Source organism: Microbulbifer sp. JSM ZJ756, assembly GCF_044383805.1.
Lineage (GTDB): Bacteria > Pseudomonadota > Gammaproteobacteria > Pseudomonadales > Cellvibrionaceae > Microbulbifer > Microbulbifer zhoushanensis.
In genome coordinates this window covers 109,357-127,643 of record NZ_JBISER010000002.1, presented here as the reverse complement: position 1 = coordinate 127,643, position 18,287 = coordinate 109,357, and the positions used below count along the sequence as shown (strand labels likewise).

General features: G+C 63.1%; 18 protein-coding genes. 9 read left to right on the top strand and 9 right to left on the bottom strand.

The annotated features are described in order from the left end of the window. Nucleotides 1-106: 106 nt before the first annotated feature. From ACH6CX_RS04525 to ACH6CX_RS04515, 3 genes are all read right to left on the bottom strand, one after another. Complete coding sequence (locus tag ACH6CX_RS04525; protein WP_237063930.1) at nt 107-1,042, bottom strand: ScpA family protein; 936 nt, start codon at nt 1,040-1,042, stop codon at nt 107-109. A 135-nt stretch (nt 1,043-1,177) separates the two neighbouring features. After that, the gene (locus ACH6CX_RS04520; protein ID WP_232941542.1) at nt 1,178-1,801 is read right to left on the bottom strand and encodes an L-threonylcarbamoyladenylate synthase; all 624 of its coding nucleotides are present in this window, start codon (nt 1,799-1,801) and stop codon (nt 1,178-1,180) included. 32 nt (nt 1,802-1,833) lie between these two features. After that, nucleotides 1,834-2,727 carry a PHP domain-containing protein gene (locus tag ACH6CX_RS04515; protein ID WP_237063846.1) on the bottom strand — a complete coding sequence of 298 codons (894 nt, stop codon included), beginning with the start codon at nt 2,725-2,727 and terminating at the stop codon, nt 1,834-1,836. Between the two features lie 271 nt (nt 2,728-2,998). Between ACH6CX_RS04515 and ACH6CX_RS04510 the strand changes: the two genes are divergently transcribed. From ACH6CX_RS04510 to ACH6CX_RS04475, 8 genes are all read left to right on the top strand, one after another. Beyond that, on the top strand, nt 2,999-3,745 hold the full coding sequence (locus tag ACH6CX_RS04510) for a VC0807 family protein (protein WP_396674966.1): 747 nt from the start codon (nt 2,999-3,001) through the stop codon (nt 3,743-3,745). A 43-nt stretch (nt 3,746-3,788) separates the two neighbouring features. Beyond that, a complete protein-coding gene (locus ACH6CX_RS04505) occupies nt 3,789-4,088 on the top strand; it encodes a YciI family protein (protein WP_232941539.1) in 300 nt (99 codons plus the stop codon). A 62-nt stretch (nt 4,089-4,150) separates the two neighbouring features. Continuing rightward, complete coding sequence (locus tag ACH6CX_RS04500) at nt 4,151-4,837, top strand: TIGR04211 family SH3 domain-containing protein (protein ID WP_232941538.1); 687 nt, start codon at nt 4,151-4,153, stop codon at nt 4,835-4,837. A gap of 57 nt (nt 4,838-4,894) precedes the next feature. Next, entirely contained in the window at nt 4,895-5,485 is a 591-nt protein-coding gene (locus ACH6CX_RS04495) for a peptidylprolyl isomerase (RefSeq protein ID WP_396674964.1), read from the top strand. A gap of 3 nt (nt 5,486-5,488) precedes the next feature. After that, nucleotides 5,489-6,247, top strand: coding sequence for a pyridoxine 5'-phosphate synthase (locus ACH6CX_RS04490; RefSeq protein ID WP_232941536.1), 759 nt, complete (start codon nt 5,489-5,491; stop codon nt 6,245-6,247). Then, complete coding sequence (locus ACH6CX_RS04485) at nt 6,247-7,131, top strand: Rossmann-like and DUF2520 domain-containing protein (protein ID WP_232941535.1); 885 nt, start codon at nt 6,247-6,249, stop codon at nt 7,129-7,131. The genes ACH6CX_RS04490 and ACH6CX_RS04485 overlap by 1 nt, the downstream gene beginning before the upstream one ends. Then, nucleotides 7,128-7,901: an RNA methyltransferase gene (locus ACH6CX_RS04480; RefSeq protein WP_232941534.1), complete on the top strand. Its 774-nt coding sequence runs from the start codon at nt 7,128-7,130 to the stop codon at nt 7,899-7,901. Before ACH6CX_RS04485 ends, ACH6CX_RS04480 begins: the two co-directional genes overlap by 4 nt. Before the next feature lie 283 nt (nt 7,902-8,184). Beyond that, on the top strand, nt 8,185-9,216 hold the full coding sequence (locus ACH6CX_RS04475) for an OmpA family protein (RefSeq protein ID WP_232941533.1): 1,032 nt from the start codon (nt 8,185-8,187) through the stop codon (nt 9,214-9,216). A 493-nt stretch (nt 9,217-9,709) separates the two neighbouring features. Here the strand turns inward: ACH6CX_RS04475 and ACH6CX_RS04470 are convergent, their stop codons facing one another. From ACH6CX_RS04470 to ACH6CX_RS04455, 4 genes are read right to left on the bottom strand one after another with little or no spacing between them, the layout of a single operon-like run. Continuing rightward, nucleotides 9,710-10,699 carry an ABC transporter ATP-binding protein gene (locus ACH6CX_RS04470; RefSeq protein WP_232941532.1) on the bottom strand — a complete coding sequence of 330 codons (990 nt, stop codon included), beginning with the start codon at nt 10,697-10,699 and terminating at the stop codon, nt 9,710-9,712. Nucleotides 10,700-10,722: 23 nt separating this feature from the next. Further along, nucleotides 10,723-12,270 carry an ABC transporter permease gene (locus ACH6CX_RS04465; protein WP_396674960.1) on the bottom strand — a complete coding sequence of 516 codons (1,548 nt, stop codon included), beginning with the start codon at nt 12,268-12,270 and terminating at the stop codon, nt 10,723-10,725. After that, on the bottom strand, nt 12,267-13,295 hold the full coding sequence (locus tag ACH6CX_RS04460; RefSeq protein WP_396674958.1) for a substrate-binding domain-containing protein: 1,029 nt from the start codon (nt 13,293-13,295) through the stop codon (nt 12,267-12,269). The genes ACH6CX_RS04465 and ACH6CX_RS04460 overlap by 4 nt, the downstream gene beginning before the upstream one ends. Before the next feature lie 17 nt (nt 13,296-13,312). Then, nucleotides 13,313-14,131 carry a hypothetical protein gene (locus ACH6CX_RS04455; protein WP_237063854.1) on the bottom strand — a complete coding sequence of 273 codons (819 nt, stop codon included), beginning with the start codon at nt 14,129-14,131 and terminating at the stop codon, nt 13,313-13,315. Between the two features lie 430 nt (nt 14,132-14,561). On the opposite strand from ACH6CX_RS04455, the gene ACH6CX_RS04450 reads away from it, so the two are divergent. Further along, entirely contained in the window at nt 14,562-14,945 is a 384-nt protein-coding gene (locus tag ACH6CX_RS04450; protein ID WP_232941528.1) for a hypothetical protein, read from the top strand. 161 nt (nt 14,946-15,106) lie between these two features. Here ACH6CX_RS04450 and guaA read toward each other — a convergent pair whose 3' ends face one another. Both guaA and guaB read right to left on the bottom strand, forming a co-directional pair. Then, entirely contained in the window at nt 15,107-16,684 is a 1,578-nt protein-coding gene (guaA, locus tag ACH6CX_RS04445; RefSeq protein ID WP_232941527.1) for a glutamine-hydrolyzing GMP synthase, read from the bottom strand. A 108-nt stretch (nt 16,685-16,792) separates the two neighbouring features. Further along, complete coding sequence (gene guaB / locus ACH6CX_RS04440) at nt 16,793-18,280, bottom strand: IMP dehydrogenase (protein ID WP_232941526.1); 1,488 nt, start codon at nt 18,278-18,280, stop codon at nt 16,793-16,795. Nucleotides 18,281-18,287 lie beyond the last annotated feature (7 nt).

Sequence of the window (18,287 nt, the reverse complement as noted above, 5' to 3'; positions counted from 1 at the left end):
TCTCGTTCTCTGGGTCCAACCGGCCCGCGCTCCTGGCGCGGGCCTGCCAATGTCTGGGTCTGTATTGTCAGCGTTACTGTGCGCGCTGGTTAGCGGCCGGGGCTCTTCAGTCCAGCGCTCCGGCAAAGGCCTCTTCGCCGGCCATCTCCGGTGCCTCGTCCGCGGGCTCGGTCACCTGGTCCGGCTCCTGGCCGGCCGCGCGGACATGAATGGGGCCAAAGGACTCATTCTGCACCAGCTCGACCAGTGATTCTTTCATCAGCTCCATAACCGCCAGGAAAGTCACCACCACGCCGAGGCGCCCCTCCTCCACGGTAAACAGGCTGACAAAAGGCACAAACTGGCCGTGGCGGATCCGGTCCAGCACCTGGGTCATCCGCTCGCGGGTGGACAGTTTCTCCCGCTCCACCTGGTGGCTCTCGAACATGTCCGCCCGCCGCAGCACCTCGGCCAGCGCCACCATCACCTCCTTGAGGTCCACATCCGGGTCCGGACGGGTGATATTGCGGTCCGGTGCCTGCGCGGCAGCCTGGTGGATATCGCGGCCCATGCGGGGCATTTCGTCGATATCCTCTGCAGCGGTCTTGAAGCGCTCGTACTCCTGCAGCCGCCGGATCAGGGCTGCGCGGGGATCCTCCCCCTCCTCTTCCTCGGCCGCCGGTGGCCGCGGCAGCAGCATGCGCGACTTGATCTCGGCCAGCATGGCCGCCATCACCAGGTATTCCGCCGCCAGCTCAAAGCGTATGGCGGTCATCATATCCACATACGCCATGTACTGCCGCGTGATATCGGCGACATTGATCTCGAGGATATCCAGGTTCTGGCGACGGATCAGGTACAGCAGCAGGTCCAGCGGCCCCTCGAAGGCCTCGAGGATCACTTCCAGGGCATCCGGGGGAATGTACAGGTCGGATGGCAGGTCGGTAAAAGCCTGGCCCTGCACCATAGCAAAGGGCATTTCGTCCTGGCGCGGGTGGGTTTCGCCATGGGCACCGGTCTCTCCGTCGGCACTGCCGTCATCGTCGGTGCCGTCCTCAACCACGGTTTCAGCCCCGGCAATCTCGGCCAGCACCTGCTCCTCGGCCTCGGCTAGTAACTCTTCACTGGACACACTGCCCACCCTTCAAAAACGCAAACGCGGGATTATACATTGCTAAGGCGGCCTGCACCGGCTCCGTTAACCGAAAATCTCGTCTACCGGGCCACAGCCCTGCCGCACCAGTTCCGGCTCATCCCCGGTCAGGTCCACCACCGTGGTAGCCTCCAGTCCGCAGAAGCCACCGTCGATCACCAGCTCCACCTGGTGCTCGAGGGTGTCGCGGATATCGTATGGGTCCGTCAGGGGCTGGGTATCACCTGGCATGATCAGGCTACAGCTCATCAGCGGCTCGCCCAGGCGCTCCAGCAGGGCCTGCACGATGGCATTTTCCGGAACCCGCATACCGATAGTCTTGCGCTTCGGGTGCATCAACCGGCGGGGAACCTCGGCGGTGGCCGGCATGATAAAAGTGTACGGGCCGGGCGTGTGGTTTTTCAGCAGCCGGAACATCTGGTTGTCCACCTTGGCGTAACTGGCCAGTTCCGACAGGTCCCGGCACATCAGGGTGAAGTTATGCCGTTTATCCAGTTGCCGCAACGCGCGGATACGTTCCACTGCCAGCTTCTCCCCCAACCGGCAACCAATGGCATACGCCGAGTCGGTCGGGAACACAATCACGCCCCCGGCCGCGACAATATCGGCGGCCTGGCTGACCAGCCGCCCCTGTGGATTCTCCGGATGGATCTGGAAAAACTGCGCCACTACTCCCCCCTTTGACAATGCTGCAACGGGCCTCAGGCCCGCTCTCCCGCGCTAGTTTGCCATAGATTCCACACTGGCTCGACGTCCGCCGGCAAGTGAACACAGCCCAGCTCCCGCCAGGGCTGGTCGGGACGGTGGAAGTCACTGCCGAGGGAGCAGCGCAACTGCGGGGCATGGCGCTCCATCAGGCGCCGCAGGTCAGCGGTCTGCACCGGGTTCTGTCGCCCGCACAGCAACTCCGCGGCCTCGCCACCACAGGCCTGGAAGGCCTCCAGCAACAGCGCCAGGCGCGTGCGGGTGAGCCCGTACTTGAGCGGGTGTGCCAGCACTGCAGTACCTCCGCTGGCACGGATCGACCCCACAGTCTCTTCCAGTGAAGGCCACTCGACCATCACGTCACCGGCCTTGCCGGCTCCCAGGTAACGCTTGAACGCCTGCTGCTCACTATCCACATGGCCTGCATTCACCAGCCAGCGGGCGAAATGTGGGCGCCCCAGAACGCCTTCAGCGGCCACTTCCCGGGCCCCCTCGAGGGCCCCACTGAAACCGCGCTTCTCGAGGCAGGCTGCAATACGGGCGGCGCGCTCACGGCGCAGCCGCTCCCGCTCCCGGATGGCGCTTGCCAGCGCCGCGGACGCCGGGTCGACATTGAGGCCGACAATATGTACCTGGCGGCGTCCCCAGCTGGCAGTCAGCTCGATGCCGGGCAATATCGACACCCCCTCTGCAGCCCCCGCGGCGCGAGCGGCGGCCAGCCCGGCCAGCGTGTCGTGGTCGGTGAGCGCCAGGAGGGACACTCCGTGGGATTTCGCCCTCGACACCAGCGCCTCAGGACTTAAAATACCGTCCGACGCCGTGCTGTGGCAGTGCAGGTCCACGCGACCCGACAGCGCCCGGGCGGCAGGATCGTCATATGTTGTTACCATTGGGACCTCCCGGGGAACTCACCCCGGCTCGATTGCGCCGGCGCAGGGTCGCCCGCAGCGGAACCTCTGGCCGATCCTGTTGTCATATTTAATTCAGTCGCGCCCAGTCACAGCCCCCTCCAGCCGGGGCTGGCAAAGCGACTTGGTGGTCCCGCAGGAGGGACCCGTGCATCATTCATTGTATCGCCGCGAGGCGGTACGGCCGGTCGACAGGCCTTTTCGTGCGCAGGACCTGCACCCGACTGTCGTGGCATTATCACCGGAACCGAGCATGACCGAAACCAATCCGACCAGTTCAGCCGCTACCCGCGAGCGCAGCGCCGGGGCGCAACAGCAGCCCCAGCGCGAAAGCCTGCTCGCCAACCTGCTGCTGAATATAGTCATCCCCACCTTGATCCTGACCAAGCTGTCCGGGGGTGACTGGCTGGGCACCAAATGGGCAATCGTGGTGGCCCTGGCATTCCCGCTTGCCTACGGCGCACGGGACCTGATGCGCTCGGGCAAGGTCAACTTTTTCTCGGCGCTCGGCGTCATCAGTATCGTACTGACTGGCGGTATCAGCCTGCTGGAGCTCGACGCCAAGTACATTGCCATCAAGGAGGCGGCCATCCCCGGGCTGCTGGGCATCGCCACTGTCGCCTCACTGTATACTCCCTGGCCCCTGGTCAGGACGCTGCTGTACAACGAGCGCATCCTCGACACCTCCCGGGTGGCCGCGGCGCTTGCCGATAACGGCAATGAGGCTGCATTCGAGAAGACATTGCAGCAGGCGTCCTGGATGATCGCCGGCTCATTCTTCGTGTCGTCGACACTCAATTACATCCTGGCCAAGGTGCTGTTGCAGAGCCCGCCGGGAACCGAGGCGTTCAATGCCGAGCTGGGCAAGATGACGGCCCTGAGCTTTCCGGTGATCGCCCTGCCGGCCACTGTAATCCTGATGCTGGCGCTGTTTTTCCTGTTTCGCCGGATCGGCAAGCTGACCGGCCTGAAGCTGGAAGACATTGTTGCCCAGCAATGAACCATAAATTCCAATAATTTTCACCGGACAGAAGAGCACATTCATGTGGTACGCAATCATTAGCGAAGATGTGGAGAACAGCCTGGAAAAGCGCAAGAGTGCGCGTCCCGAGCACCTGGCGCGACTCAATCGCCTTAAAGACGAGGGCCGCCTGCTGATCGCCGGCCCCTGCCCGGCGGTGGACAGCGAGGACCCGGGCGAAGCCGGCTTTACCGGCAGCCTGGTGGTCGCAGAATTTCCCTCGCTGGAGGACGCCCGCGCCTGGGCTGAAGCCGACCCTTTTGTCACCGCCGGGGTATACGCCTCCGTAGCGGTCAAGCCATACAAGCTTGTGCTGCCCTGAGCAAACCAACTGACCGATTCAACCGTTTCCATTCACGCAACGATAAAAACAGCTGTATCAAAATGATGAAATCCTTGACCAGCCTGCTCGCCGTGGCCCTGCTCGCCACTACCCTGCCCGCTTCCGCCCAGAGTGGCGGTACCCGCTATATCACCGACCAGCTGCACGTGCCCCTGCGTTCCGGCAAGGGCAATGAATTCCGCATCCTCAACAGCGGCCTGCCCAGCGGCACCAAGCTGACGCTGCTGGAAGACGCGCCGGATGCCGGCTGGGCCCGGGTGCGCACTCCCGGCGGCGAAGAGGGCTGGGTGCGTCGCCAGTACCTGGTGACCGATCCGGTAGCCTCCATCAAGCTGCAGCGTGCCCAGGCCAACCTGGAGCGGTTTGAGAAGATGGAAGGCAACCTGGGTGGCGAGGTGCGTCGCCTGGAAGGTGAGAACCAGGAGCTGGAGACCGCCCTGGAGAAACAGGAAGCCCGGTCGGCACAGCTGGCAAAAGAGCTCAAGGACCTGAAGAAGCTTTCCGCCGATGCCGTCGCCCTGAACCAGCGCCACCAGAAGCTGCTCAACCAGCATGAGCTGCTGAAACAGGAACAGGCCATGGCGGAAGCCGAGATCCAGCGCCTGTCGGGCAGTGAAAGCCATAAATGGTATATGTATGGCGCCATGTCGGTCGGCCTGGGTGCTATTCTGGCGATGATCGCCCCGCACCTGCGCCCCCGCCGGCGCCGTTCCGAGTGGGCGAACTGACCTGACCCCCGGCGGGTAGCCCCCGGGCACCCGCCTATAGCCAAGGAGTTGGTTCCAATGATAAAGACAATTGCCTCCACCCTGCTCGCCGCCCTGCTCGCCACCACGGCATTTGCCGAGGATGACCGGCCACAGGTAGACATCAAGACCGACCTGGGCACCGTCCGGGTCGAACTCTATGCCGACAAGGCCCCCGCCACCGTGGAGAACTTTCTCCAGTACGTGGACAGCGGCTTCTATGACGGCGTGATTTTCCACCGTGTAATTCCCGGTTTCATGGCCCAGACAGGCGGGCATACCTTCGACTTCCAGGAAAAAGAGACCCGTGATCCGGTGGTGAACGAGTCTGACAACGGGCTGCAGAACATCCGCGGCACTCTCTCCATGGCACGCACTGACGATCCCGACAGTGCGACCTCGCAGTTTTTTATCAACTACGGGGACAACACCCGACTCGACGGCAGCGAAGACAAACCCGGCTATACGGTTTTCGGCAAGGTCGTCAGCGGGATGGAAGTGGTCGACAGGATCGGCGAGGAACCCCGCGGCCTCTATCGCGCCTTCCCCGACGCGCCCAATACACCTGTGCGCATTCTCGAGGCGCAGCGCGTCAAGGACAGCACCGTCGCCAGCAAGAACCAGGAGTAACCGGTGATCGACCTCAGTGTAAACCTCAACAAGATCGCCCTGATCCGCAACTCCCGCGAGGGCAACTACCCGGATGTGGTCGCCCACGGCCGTGTGTGCCTGGATGCCGGCGCCCAGGGCCTGACCGTGCACCCGCGCCCGGACCAGCGCCATATCCGCCCCGGCGATGTGCGCGACCTGGCCGAGCTCTGCCGGCCGCTGGAGGGTGTTGAATTCAATGTCGAGGGCAATCCCTTTGCCGAGCCCCTTGCGGACTACCCGGGCCTGCTGCCGCTGGTGCTGGAGACCCGCCCGGACCAGTGCACCCTGGTCCCCGACAGCAACGACCAGCTGACCTCCGACCACGGTTTTGACCTGCGCCGCGATGGCGAGCGGCTGGAACCGATCATTGCCCAGCTGAAGGCCGCCAACATCCGCGTCAGCCTGTTTATGGACCCGGATCCGGAGCAGATCGGCCTGGCCCGTGAAGTGGGCGCGGATCGTATCGAGCTCTACACCGGCCCGTACGCAGAGGCTGTGGCCAGCCAGAGCCCGGAACTCGACAGCATTTTCGCCGCCCACTGCGCTGCCGCCGAGCACGCCCTGCAGCAGGGGCTGGGGGTCAACGCCGGGCACGACCTGAACCTGATCAACCTGCCGCGTTACCGCAACCTGCCCGGCCTGCAGGAAGTCTCCATCGGCCATGCGCTGACGGTGGACGCCATCGCCATGGGCCTGGGCAATGCGGTGAACGCTTACCTGAACTGTCTCGCCGGCAACTGATGCAAACGCTGAATATCGTCGGCGCCGGCAACCTGGGCCGCACCCTGGGCCGCCTGTGGCAGCAGCAGGGTTTTTTCCGGGTGCGCGCCGTCTGCAATCGCAGCCCGTCCAGCAGCGAAGCTGCGGCGTTTTTTATCGGTGCCGGCGCTGCGGGAGAAATACCCGAGGCGTTCAGTACCATCGAGGCCATGCCGGCGGCAGACTGTTGGCTGGTGGCGACCGGTGACAGCCAGATCGCCGCTGTGGCCCGGGAACTGGGTGCATCCGGGCGGGCCCGCAACACTGTGGTATTTCATTGCAGTGGCGCCCTGGATGCCACAACCCTTACCCCCTGCCGCCCGGCAGCACTTGCCAGTGCCCACCCTGTCCACAGTTTTGCCGACCCGGCCCGGTCCCTGCAGACGCTGGGCGGGAGTACGGTCGCCCTGGAGGGCGACGAGTCAGCCCTGGCGCTGCTGCGCGAGGCATTCATCGCGCTGGACTGCCAGCCACTGTCACTGGCCGGCGCTGACAAGTCCCTGTACCACGCCGCCTCGGTGCTGGGGTGCAACTATCTCACCGCCCTGCTCGACCTGAGCCTGCGGGCCTATGAGCAGGCCGGAATCGACCGGCAGCGGGCACTCGAGATGCTGGGGCCGATCGCTACGCAGACCCTGGCCAATAACCTGCGGCTGGGCCCGGAAGCCGCCCTCACGGGCCCCATCGCCCGCGGCGATATCGACACGGTGCAATCCCACCTGGATGCGCTGCCAGCCACAGATCCGGTGCTGCAACAATGCTATCGGCAGCTCGGGCGCGCCTGTGTGGAACTTGCCCGGCGCCGCGAACTCGATCGCGATACCGCCAACCAACTGGAACAACTGCTGAGTGAGCAAGGCCCTTGAACGACTCGCCGGAATACCTGCGCAAACGCGCCTTCTACGACAGCCTGCTGACGATTTACGGCCGCAAGCCCGTGCTGGAAGCACTGGAAGATTTCTCCCTGCCGGTTCATAAGCTGCACCTGGCCGTGAGCAACCGGCGCGACCCGGTAATGGCCCGCATCGAGCAGCTCGCCACTGAACGCAAGATCGAGGTGGCTCACCACGATCGCAAGGCCCTGTCGCGCATTTCCCGGAACGCCCGCCAGGACCAGGGCGTGGCACTCGACCTGGCTCCGCCACTGTACGGCAGCGCCACGGAATTCCTGCAGCGGGGACCGGGAGATCGCTATGAACTGCTTGCCCTCGACGGCATTACCAACCCGCAGAACCTGGGCATGATCATCCGCTCTGCCTGCGCGGGGGGGATCGACGGCATTATCCTGCCACGCAAGGGCTGCGCGCAGGTCGATCCCCTGGTTATCAAGGCCAGCACCGGCACCCTGTTCAAGACACGCCTGTTACGCTGTGATGAACTGGCTCCCACCCTGGCAAGCTTCCGCGATCAGGGTGCACGAATTTATGGGCTCTCCTCCCACGCCAGCGAGACCCTCGCCGGCATCGGCGATGGGCAGGCGAATATTTTTGTACTGGGCAACGAGACCCATGGCGTCAGCGACCAGGTGGCGAAGCAGTGCACCGACAGCATCCGGATTCCAATGCACAATGATGTCGAGAGCCTCAACGTGGCTGTCACCGCGGCCCTGATCAGTTTCCGCCGCCAGCTGCACTAGTCGTACCAGGCCCGGACCGGTCCCGCCATTCCGCAACCGTCGGCATGGGGGGGGCCGGCGATTTATTGTCACGATCCTCTCCCAGGCCCACTTCCTATCCCAAAGCCTCCCCACGGCCCCCCGCAGCGCTTTTCTCATTCAAAACGATCAGTCCTGCGCCAATTTCTTGGATAACTGACGCGTCTGGACTAAATAACTCAGAGGCGCGGTGCGGCAGGGAAAATATTGCCGAAAATATGCACACCGCGAAACGACGCCAATAATTCCAACAAGGAAGTCACCGATGCAGATTTCACGCCCCCTGCTATTGTCCCTGGCCATCGCCGCCAGCCTGCCCGCGGGCGCCGCTGGCCCCGACGACGGCTACCTGGACCTGCTGCCTTATTTCTCCCGAGTCGACAGCGAGCGCAATACAGATCCCGACGCACTGGGACTCCGTGCCGCCTATGGCTGGGGCTACGAGGGGCCCTGGTACAACGAGGTACAGGTTTTCGGCGCCATTTTTGAGACCGACAACGAGTTCACCGACTTTTACAACTACGGCGTGGGTTTTGATGTGTCGTACCACTTCGGTGACCGGCAAGCCTACACCCCCTACCTGCTCGCCGGTGTCGGCGTTGCGCGCAACGATGTGATTCCCGACGTCGACGATGATACAGACGGCTTTGCGAACCTGGCTGCCGGCATCACCACCGGGGAAATATCCCGCCGCGGTATCCGCTTGCGGGCAGAAGTGCGCTACGTCCACGACTTTTTCAAGAACGGCCGGGACGACTGGCAACTGGGATTTGGCATCAGCATACCGCTGCGCTGCCCGCCACCGCCCACCATCGCCATGGCCCCGCCGCCCCCCGAACGCGGCCCGGTTGAGGTCAACATGGCAGACTCGGATGGCGATGGTGTGCTCGACCGCGATGATCGCTGCCCCGATACCCTGCCCGGCGCGCAGGTGGATAGTGATGGCTGCGTGATCGCCAACCAGACCATCACCCTTGAGGACGTGCGTTTCGAATTCAATTCCGACCGGCTCACCCCGGCTGCACGCAATGACCTGCAGTCAGCGGTCCGGGCGCTGCGCAGCCAGCCCGGATCTGCGGTGGAAATTGCCGGGCACACCGACAGCCTGGGCAATGACAACTACAACCTGCGACTGTCCCAGAAGCGCGCCAATGCAGTACGAGCGTTCCTGATCAGTAACGGCATTGATGCCGGCCGTATTTCGGCCAACGGTTACGGCGAGCAGCAGCCGGTGGCGCCGAATGACACGGAAGCCGGTCGCGCGCAGAATCGCCGCGTGGAGATGCGCTTCCGCTGATCCCTGTCCACGCCGCGCCGTGCGGGTCCGGCGCGGCGGCTACCGCTTTTATCAACATTCCTGTCCGCAATAGTCGCCCTTCACGACCAGGTACCAGCGCCTACTGGACAAATCCTGTCCCGGGGTCTACGCAGTCCACAGAATCTGTGGATATCTCTGTGCATAGCACCCGGGAAAATCCCGCCAGCCCCCATGAAACCGTTGTAACGCATTTGTGAAGAAAATTTAATCAAAGGCAGAAAGCCATATAAATCAATAAGTTACAAGGTGCTGTAAATCGGTCTTGACAAAAAAACTATCTAACTGAAGTGCCAGGGAGGACTTGATTTCGCTGTGGAAATCATTTCTGGCAGTCGGGAATGGCACGTCAAACCCAACTGTCAGCTGGGCGCCAGGGATTCAGGCCCCGGGGCATGTGCAAAATCGGCGTGACAGCAGGAAGCCCACCTGGAGGATGTCGTGGCCCACGGGGGCCTGCCGGCTCCGTGCACACTTACTGCTGCCGAGGGAACACCGCCAGGGGATGCGTGGTGGTAATGGCCATATGCACAGGTTCCCCGGGCTGGGCCCGGACCTCGTGATTGACACGCACCTTGAGCTGCGCGCCGCCGTCGATATTCACCGCGTAAAGCCGGGATGAGCCCTCATAGCGCACCCAGTCGATCACACCGTTACCCGTCTCCATGGGGGTAAGCGACAGGTCATCCGGCCGCAACAGCAGGTCCACATCGCCACTGGCACCATTGATCGGGACACCTGGCGCGGGACCAAGCACGGTCGCCACCTGCTCGCCCTGCAGGCGCCCAGGCAGGAAGCTCGCCTCGCCGAGGAAGCGCGCCACAAAGCGGCTGGCCGGCTCGGCATAACACTTCTCCGGGGTATCCAGCTGCTCCAGCCTGCCATCTTTCAGGATCCCCACACGATCGCCCACCGACAGGGCCTCCTCCTGGTCATGGGTCACCCAGATGGCCGGCACACCGGCCGCCTTCAACGCCTCGCGGATCTCCCAGCGCAGGCTGTCCTTGAGGGCGGCATCCAGGTTGGACAGCGGCTCATCCAGCAGGATAAAAGCGGGCTCGTGAGCGAGGCTGCGGGCCAGGGCAACACGCTGCTTCTGGCCACCGGATAACCTGTTCGGCCGCGCGTGGCGAAAATCGTCAAGCCCCAGCAGCTGCAGCCAGTGGTCCGCCTTCGCCGTGTCCCTGAGACGGAAACACACATTTTGCTCGACCGTGAGGTGGGGAAACAGCGCGAAGTCCTGGAACACCATTCCCACATTGCGCTTCTCCGGCGGCACCGCTTTCGAAGGGGTCGAGCGCCAGTGCCCCAACTGGATTTCCCCCCCGGAAATAGGCACCAGGCCCGCCAGGGCCTGCAGGATAGTGGTTTTGCCACAGCCGGTGGGGCCCACCAGCATCAGGACTTCGTCGTCCGCCAGCGCCAGGTCCAGGTTATCCACCACACGGGTGGAGCCGTAATTCACGGACAGATTGCTAACCTTCAGCATTATCCTTGATGAGTCTCAGTTGCGAATTCTGTCCGGCGCTCGCCGGACAACATCAGGGCCAGCCCCAGTGCCGAAATCAGCACCAGCAGCAGGCCGGGAATGGCTGCCCGGCCAAAGTACCCCGCCTCGTACACCCGCCACAAATAGGTGGCCAGGGTTTCAAACCCGGTGGGACCCAGCATCAGTGTTGCCGGGAGTTCGCGCATCGCCTCGAGGAAAACCAGGGCCGCGCCGGCCACCATGCCGCGTACCGTCAGCGGCAGGGTGATGCGCTGGAAGGCTTCCCGCGGACTGGCACCAAGCAGCCGCGCCGCCTGCACCAGGCTCGGGTCCAGCCCCTCGGCGGTGGAACGGACCGAGCCGACTGCCAGCGGCAGGAAGCGCAGCACATAGGCAAGCACCAGCAGGCCCAGGGTCTGGTAGAGGAAGGGCAATCGCAGGCCCACGTAAACCAGTGCCGTCCCCATCACAATACCCGGCACCCCGAAACCAAAATAGGTAACGCGCTCCATCAAGCGCCCTGCCTTTCCGGCAATGGCTGCATGGGCGACCGGTACTGCCAGTATCACTGCAACCAGTGCAGCCAGGAAGGACGCGTGGGCAGAGTTCCAGGCGTAACTGAATTCAAAGCCACCCGTCCCCTCGCGCACCAGCCAGCTCCCGAAAACCGCGAGCGGCAGGACAATGGCCAGCAGAGTCACCGGTGCAGCCGCCAGCACAATCCCCAGCTTCATTCCCGGGCCGGGCCATAACAGCAGGTGCCGGCCCGGCTTTTCCGCACTTCCGCGGATGCGGGATTCCAGGAACAGCACCAGGCCAACAATAACCAGTAGCTGCAGCGACAGCATTGCCGCCTGGCTCAGGCCGAAAGCGTTGTACTCGACAAAAATAACCCGGGTAAAGGTATCCAGGCGCATGATCGCCGGCGTACCAAAGTCCGACAGGGTATACAGGGCCACCAGCAGTGCGCCGGCAGCAATGCCGGTAATCGCCCGCGGCAGCACCACCCTCCAGAGACTGGCGCCGAGCGACATGCCCAGGGTGCGGGCAGCGTTTACCAGGCTGGCGTCCAGGCTCAACAGGGAAGCCCGGGTGGTGAGCATCACGAAAGGGTAGGAATAAAGGGTCATCACCAGGGTAGCGCCCGCCAGTCCGTCCACGGCCGGCATCGGCAGCCCCAGCAACCTGTCGATTTCCCCCCCGGGACCAAAGGCGGCGTAGAGGGTAAAGGCACCGATATAACTGGGAATGGCCAGTGGCGCTGCCAGCAGGATCAGCCACAGCCGCCGCCAGCGCAGATGCATATAGGCAGTGACAAGGGCCAGTGGCACACCGATCACTATCGACCCGAGCACCGTAAACACCATCAACAGCAGCGTATTGCTCAGGACCCTCAGGTTGTGGGCATCAAACAGCTGCGCACTGTCAGACGCCAGCCCGAACAGGACACCCACCGGCGCGAGCGCCAGCAGCGCTATCACCAGCGCCAGTGGGTAGGACACCGGCCAGCGCACGGTTGGCCAGCGGACAGGGAGCCAGCGGGTCATAGCACCCCGACACTACGCATCAGGTCGAGCGTCGGGCGCATATCGGCCAGCTGGGTCAGGTCAATTTTCGGTGGCGAAATCGTATCCAGGGACGGCAGCCCCCGCGGCGGCGCCACGCCATCGACCAGGGGAACCTCGTAGGCCTCCGAGGCCAGGTAAGACTGTACTTCCCGGGTCAGCAGGTAGCGGATGAAATTGATCGGCAGGTCCCCTTCGCTCAACGCCATGATCCCGGAGGCATTGACCAGGCAGCCGGCATCATTGCGGGTAAACGCCAGGTCGACATTGGCATCGGGCTTGCCGGATTTCAGTCGCAGGGTGTAATAGTGGTTGGCGAACCCCAGGTCCACCTCGCCCCGCTCGACCGCCATGACCACGCCCAGTTCTCCGGCGTAGCCCTTTGCGCGCTTGCTGACACTACGCAACCAGTCGGCGGTAGCCCTTTCCCCTTCCAGCAGGCGCATGGCGGTCACGAACGACTGGAAAGAGGCATAGGCGGGCGCCCAGCCAATGGAAAGGTCGCTGTCTGCCAGCGCCATGATACTGTCGGGAATCTGCCCGGGGCTGAGTCGCCCGGTGTTATACGGGAGGGTACGAATACGACCGGTGACCGGCGCCCACTGCGGATACTGGAACCCGGCTTTCAGTTGCCCGGTCAGGTCCGCTGGCAGTGTCCGCGCCAGGCCAGCCTCCGTCACCAGGCCGATCGCACCGGAATCCACCGCCCAGAAAATATCGGCCCGGCGCACCCCGGCTTTGGCCTCCGCCACGATCGAGTTGGCCAGGGCCGCGGTGGAGCCCCGTCGCACCTTCAGGTCCAGCCCGGGGTTACGCTTGCGGATGGCATCGAGGACGTTCTCGTAGAGCCCCCCCTCACCGCGGCCCAGGTAGAGGGTAATATCCCCTTCCAGCGGCGGCAGCTGGTCCACGGAGACTCCACCATTCGCCTCGGCACTGGCCGCCAGGGGCAAGGTACCGAGCGCGCCGGCCGCGGCCAGGCTCTGTAAAAAGGTTCTGCGCTGCACTTGGTGTCCTTACTGCCTCAGAAGACATCCTTGCGATTGTTTTCGGCTTTTACCAGCAGGGCCTTGGCCCTGTCCAGCTTGGCCTGCATGGCTTCAACTACCTTGCGCACGTCATCGACAGAGGCCTGCGCTTCCAGTGCCTTGGGCAGGGTCACGTTGAAGTCTTTTTCCAGGTCCTCGACCAGGTCGGCGTCCTGTTCGATCAGGGCTCCCTCAACGCCCTCGAAACGCTGCAGGTAGGTATCGTGGACGATCGTGGTTGCGGCCTCCGGGAGCTGCTCGGCGTACTTGGCCACCACACGGTCCAGGCGATGCTTGATGTCTTCCAACGTTTCCGGCGCGGTGGTTGGCTCAGCTGCGGTGGTCTGTACTTTTGCCAGCAAGCCTTTCTGCTGGTACTGGGCCGCCAGCTTCACAGCACCCAGCGCCTGCCACAAAGCCCGGTCCAGCTTCGCCTGCTCCTCGCGCACTTTGGCTATCGATGCGCCGTTATCAATCGCCTGTTTGACGCCGAAAATTCCCTGCCAGATTTTGGCATAAACAGGCACATAGTGGGTTTCAATAGCCGCGTGGAAATCCACTTCCTCCCAGTACTCGATCATCGAGTCCGAGTGCGCGGCCTCCTTCCCCTGCTTCTCATAGGTATCGACGACGCCCCCGAACTTGCCCACCAGCCAGCTCACTTCTTCGGTGTACTGGTCCAGGTGTTCTTTCAGGTTGTTGACGTGCGCCCCGATCTCACCGTTGGCGGATGCCTGGCTGGTGGCCAGCATGGTCAAAAAGGCCAGTGCCAGGCCCAGTCCACGATACTTCCGCACTCCAGATAAAGGCTGCATAGAAACTCCCAATTTCCAGTTTTCCACTCTGTGACTCTCAGGAAATGATACTCATTATCAAAGAAGAGATAAAGCACCATTACACAACGCGCGCCGGCCATGTGGCAGCTTGCCCAGCGACTCCAGAGGCTCAGGTGGCACCACTTCCGGTATGCCGCCCACATTGCGGTAAGGTTTCATTCCGCCGCCTGTCGCTCCCGTCAGATGCAGGCTGGCCAGGAGGGGGATCCCGGGACTCAGTGCCCACCCGGACCGATCCGGTTTGCACCCGCCCCCCCTGCGATGCTCTCATTGGGTCTCCGATAAGAACGGCGGTCAGATCTTGAGGGGCCTGCCCGCAGCCCGGAGGCGACAGCCTTCCGCCGGGACGGGCACGGCGCCGCCCAGAACCTGCCCCGTGAACCAACACTCTGCAACAGGAGCTTTTTTCATGCGCCTATTCCAGCAATCTCTCATCGCGGCAACCGCCTTGTTCATCGCCGGCAGCGCATTCGCCGATTGCGATAAACCCCAGTTGCCGGAAATCCCCGATGGCAGCACAGCCAGCCAGGAATCCATGCTGCAGGGCCAGAAGGCGGTCAAGCAGTACCTGCAGGAGGGCGATGCGTACCTGAAATGCCTGGAGCAGGAAAACAAGGCGGCGCTGGCCACAGCGAAAGAATCCGGGGTCGAACCGGACAGCGAGGCAGCCCGGCAGCTACAAGCCGAGAGCGAAGCGCGGGTTCAGGAGCACAATGCCACCGTGGACGCCATGCACAATGTCGGCAACCAGTTCAACCAGGCAGTGAAAAGCTTTAAAGCAGCCAACCAGTAGGATCCGCGGCTCTACAGAAGAAGGGAGGGGAGCAGGAACGAGACCGAGCGGCCTGCCCGCCCTCACCTGACGGCAAGCTGGGCCAGAGTGGCAGCGGTCACCCGCGACCAGAGGATAATGAGGCCGGCGAAAGATCGCCGGCCCTGTCCAGGCTGACCGGGTTATTCCCACTCGATGGTCGCGGGCGGCTTGCTGGACACGTCGTACACCACCCGCGAGATATGTTCGATCTCGTTGATGATGCGGTTGGACACCTTCTCGATCAGCTCGTAAGGCAGGTGCGCCCAGCGCGCAGTCATGAAATCGATGGTCTCGACGGCGCGCAGTGCCACCACATATTCGTAGCGGCGACCATCGCCCACCACTCCCACCGACTTGACCGGCAGGAACACGACAAAGGCCTGGCTGGTCTTGTGGTACCAGTCCGCGTTGCGCAGCTCCTCGATAAAGATGGCGTCAGCTTCACGCAGGATCTCCGCGTATTCCTTTTTGACTTCACCGAGGATACGCACTCCCAAGCCCGGTCCCGGGAAGGGGTGGCGATAGACCATATCGTACGGCAGGCCCAGCTCCAGGCCGATCTTGCGCACTTCATCCTTGAACAGCTCGCGCAGGGGCTCCACCAGCTCCATTTTCATTTCTTCCGGCAGGCCGCCCACATTGTGGTGTGACTTGATCACGTGTGCCTTGCCGGTCTTGGCGGCGGCGGATTCAATCACGTCCGGGTAGATGGTGCCCTGGGCCAGGAAATTCACGTCCTTCAGCCTGGCCGCCTCCTGGTCGAACACTTCGATAAAGGTGTTGCCGATTATCTTGCGCTTCACCTCGGGATCGTCCTCGCCCGCCAGGCGCGACAGGAACATATCCTCGGCGTCGGCGCGGATCACTTTGACGCCCATATTGTCGGCGAACATTTCCATTACCTGGTCGCCCTCCTGCTTGCGCAGCAGGCCGTTGTCCACGAACACACAGGTAAGCTGGTCACCGATCGCCTTGTGCAGCAGTGCCGCCACCACCGAGCTGTCGACACCACCGGAGAGGCCCAGCAGCACCTTGCCCTTGCCTACCTGGGCACGCACCTTCTCAATCGAGTCCTCGATGATATTGGCCGGAGTCCAGAGCTTTTCGCAGCCACACAGCTCCATCACGAAGTGCTCATAGATCCGCATGCCCTGCAGGGTATGGGTCACTTCCGGGTGGAACTGGACACCAAAGAAGTTCTTCTCCGGGTGGTACATGCCGGCAATCGGGCAGGAACCGGTGGAAGCCATCAGCTCGAACCCCTCGGGCATCTCCACCACCTTGTCGCCATGGCTCATCCACACGTCCAGCAGTGCGTGGCCGTCGCCGTCGAGGTGATCCTTGATGCCGTCGAGCAGGGCGGAGCTGCCCTCCACTTTCACCTGCGCATAACCGAATTCGCGGATATCGCTGCCCTGCACGGCACCGCCCAGCTGGTGGGCCATGGTCTGCATGCCGTAACAGATACCCAGTACCGGCACGCCCAGCTCGAACACCACTTGCGGCGCGCGGGGCGAGCCGGCCTCCGGCACGGATTCCGGGCCGCCGGCGAGGATGATGCCCTGCGGGTTGTAGTCGCGGATCTCTTCCTCGGTCATATCGAAGGCGCGGATTTCCGAGAAGACGCCCAGCTCACGCACACGGCGGGCGATCAGCTGGGTGTACTGGGAACCGAAGTCGAGAATCAGGATTCGGCTGGCGTGGATATCTTGGGACATGGCTTACTCGATTGTTGCGGGGCGGTGGCCCAGAAACTGCGAACGGACCACTTGTTCCCAAGGGTCCGCTCGCCATCAAACATGATAGTTGGTCAATTCAAAGCGCTATTAACGACCACCGACGGGATAGTTGGGCGCTTCTTTGGTGATCTGCACGTCGTGTACATGGGACTCGCCCATGCCCGCCGCGGTCACCCGCACGAATTCGGGACGGGTGCGCATGGTCTCTATATCCACACTGCCGGTATAGCCCATGGCAGAGCGCAGTCCGCCCATCATCTGGTGCACGATTACGGACAGCGGCCCCTTGTAGGGAACCCGGCCCTCGATACCCTCCGGCACCAGTTTCTCGGCGCCCTTGCTGGCATCCTGGAAGTAGCGGTCAGAGGAACCCTGGGTGCGGGACATGGCACCCATGGAGCCCATGCCGCGGTAGGACTTGTAGGTGCGCCCCTGGAAGAGTTCAACCTCGCCGGGCGCCTCCTCGGTACCGGCCAGCATGGAGCCCATCATCACCGAGTGGGCACCGGCAACGATGGCCTTGGAGATATCACCGGAGAAGCGGATACCGCCGTCAGCGATCAGTGGCACCTCGGTGCCCTCGAGCGCCTTGGCCACCTCGGCAATCGCGGTAATCTGCGGCACGCCGATACCGGTGACAATGCGGGTAGTACAGATGGAACCGGGGCCGATGCCCACCTTGACCGCATCGGCACCGGCCTCCGCCAGTGCCCTGGCGGCCTCGGCCGAGGCGATATTGCCGCCGATGACATCCACCTGCGGGTGCATCTCCTTGATGCGGCGCACGCGATCGATCACGTTGCGGGAATGCCCGTGGGCGGTATCCACCACCAGCACGTCCACCCCGGCCTCCACCAGCGCGGCGACACGGTCGTCGGTATCCGGGCTGGTACCCACTGAGGCACCGACACGCAGGCGGCCATCGGCATCCTTACAGGAGTTGGGATACTGCTCGGCCTTGTTGAAATCCTTGACGGTAATCAGGCCGCGCAGCTCGAAATCGTTGTTGACCACCAGCACCTTCTCGATGCGGTGCTTGTGCAGCAGCTCCTGCACCTTGCCCGGGGCAGCGCCTTCGGGAACGGTCACCAGGCGCTCGCTGGGGGTCATGATGCTGGCGACAGTGGCATCCAGGTCAGTCTGGAAACGCACGTCCCGACTGGTGACAATGCCCACCAGGTTGCCCTTCTCCATCACCGGCACGCCGGAGATGTTGTGGTGGGTGGTCAGCGCGATCAGCTCGCGCACGGTGGCACTGGACTCGATAGTGATCGGGTCCTTGACCACGCCGGCCTCGAACTTCTTGACCGCGCGCACTGCCAGCGCCTGGTCCTCGATGGACATACTTTTATGGATGATACCAATGCCCCCTTCCTGGGCCAGGGCAATCGCCAGGCGCGATTCCGTGACCGTATCCATCGCCGCGGAGACCAGCGGGATGTTCAGGGAGATATTGCGGGACAGTTTGGTCTTAAGAGAAACGTCCTTGGCAGTGACCTCGGAATAGCCGGGCACAAGTAGGACGTCGTCAAAAGTGAGAGCTTCGCGCGCGATGCGCAGACCAGAATCAGACATGGACACT

Coding starts and splice junctions, on each gene's coding strand:
- ACH6CX_RS04485 (WP_232941535.1), top strand. CDS start 6,247: ATGCAAACGCTGAATATCGTCGGCGCCGGCAACCTGGGCCGCACCCTG.
- ACH6CX_RS04515 (WP_237063846.1), bottom strand. CDS start 2,727: ATGGTAACAACATATGACGATCCTGCCGCCCGGGCGCTGTCGGGTCGC.
- ACH6CX_RS04475 (WP_232941533.1), top strand. CDS start 8,185: ATGCAGATTTCACGCCCCCTGCTATTGTCCCTGGCCATCGCCGCCAGC.
- ACH6CX_RS04495 (WP_396674964.1), top strand. CDS start 4,895: ATGATAAAGACAATTGCCTCCACCCTGCTCGCCGCCCTGCTCGCCACC.
- ACH6CX_RS04450 (WP_232941528.1), top strand. CDS start 14,562: ATGCGCCTATTCCAGCAATCTCTCATCGCGGCAACCGCCTTGTTCATC.
- ACH6CX_RS04500 (WP_232941538.1), top strand. CDS start 4,151: ATGATGAAATCCTTGACCAGCCTGCTCGCCGTGGCCCTGCTCGCCACT.
- ACH6CX_RS04505 (WP_232941539.1), top strand. CDS start 3,789: ATGTGGTACGCAATCATTAGCGAAGATGTGGAGAACAGCCTGGAAAAG.
- ACH6CX_RS04455 (WP_237063854.1), bottom strand. CDS start 14,131: ATGCAGCCTTTATCTGGAGTGCGGAAGTATCGTGGACTGGGCCTGGCA.
- guaB (WP_232941526.1), bottom strand. CDS start 18,280: ATGTCTGATTCTGGTCTGCGCATCGCGCGCGAAGCTCTCACTTTTGAC.
- ACH6CX_RS04510 (WP_396674966.1), top strand. CDS start 2,999: ATGACCGAAACCAATCCGACCAGTTCAGCCGCTACCCGCGAGCGCAGC.
- ACH6CX_RS04465 (WP_396674960.1), bottom strand. CDS start 12,270: ATGACCCGCTGGCTCCCTGTCCGCTGGCCAACCGTGCGCTGGCCGGTG.
- guaA (WP_232941527.1), bottom strand. CDS start 16,684: ATGTCCCAAGATATCCACGCCAGCCGAATCCTGATTCTCGACTTCGGT.